Origin of the sequence: Streptomyces niveiscabiei (genome assembly GCF_001419795.1) — a bacterium.
In the GTDB taxonomy this organism is placed as follows: domain Bacteria; phylum Actinomycetota; class Actinomycetes; order Streptomycetales; family Streptomycetaceae; genus Streptomyces; species Streptomyces niveiscabiei.
The window spans coordinates 1-465 of sequence record NZ_LIRL01000520.1 but is presented as its reverse complement, the minus strand read 5'-3'; the positions used below and the strand labels follow the sequence as shown (position 1 = coordinate 465).

The following is a 465-nucleotide window of genomic DNA, read 5'->3' as shown; positions in this document are numbered from 1 at the left end:
CGGCCCGGGCCGGAGCCCGCAGCGGATCACCACGGCGGCGCAGGACACGCAGCAGCGCGAGGGTCGTACCGAAGGCCAGGACCGCCCCCGCGACCTGGAGCGGCTTGTGGCGGCTGTCGGGCGGGGACAGGGTGTGCACGGCGAGGTACCAGCCCTCGGCGACCGGGGGATAGATCGTGGGGACGGTGGGCCGGTTGATGCGGACGCACAGACCGCTGCCGGCGCGGCTGAGCCCCCAGCCCTCGCAGTCCTCCCGGGTGGGGAACAGCCACGGGTCGCGCAGGCGGGCGAGTTCGGGCGCGGCGGGCGGGTAGGCGTAGGGGGAGATCCCGGCGGCTTGGACACGGCCGTCCCAGGCGTAGCGGTACATGTCGTCGCTGGTGCGGGGCTGCGCGGTGAGCCCGGCCAGGGCGACGGCGGCCGAACCGATGACTACGAGTGTGGTCGCCGCCCGCACCGGCACCG

The 465-nt window shown here is 75.7% G+C and carries 1 pseudogene; it reads right to left on the bottom strand.

What is annotated here, in order from left to right:
* Window positions 1-465, bottom strand: a pseudogene (locus tag AOK24_RS51100) (hypothetical protein); the annotation flags it as partial.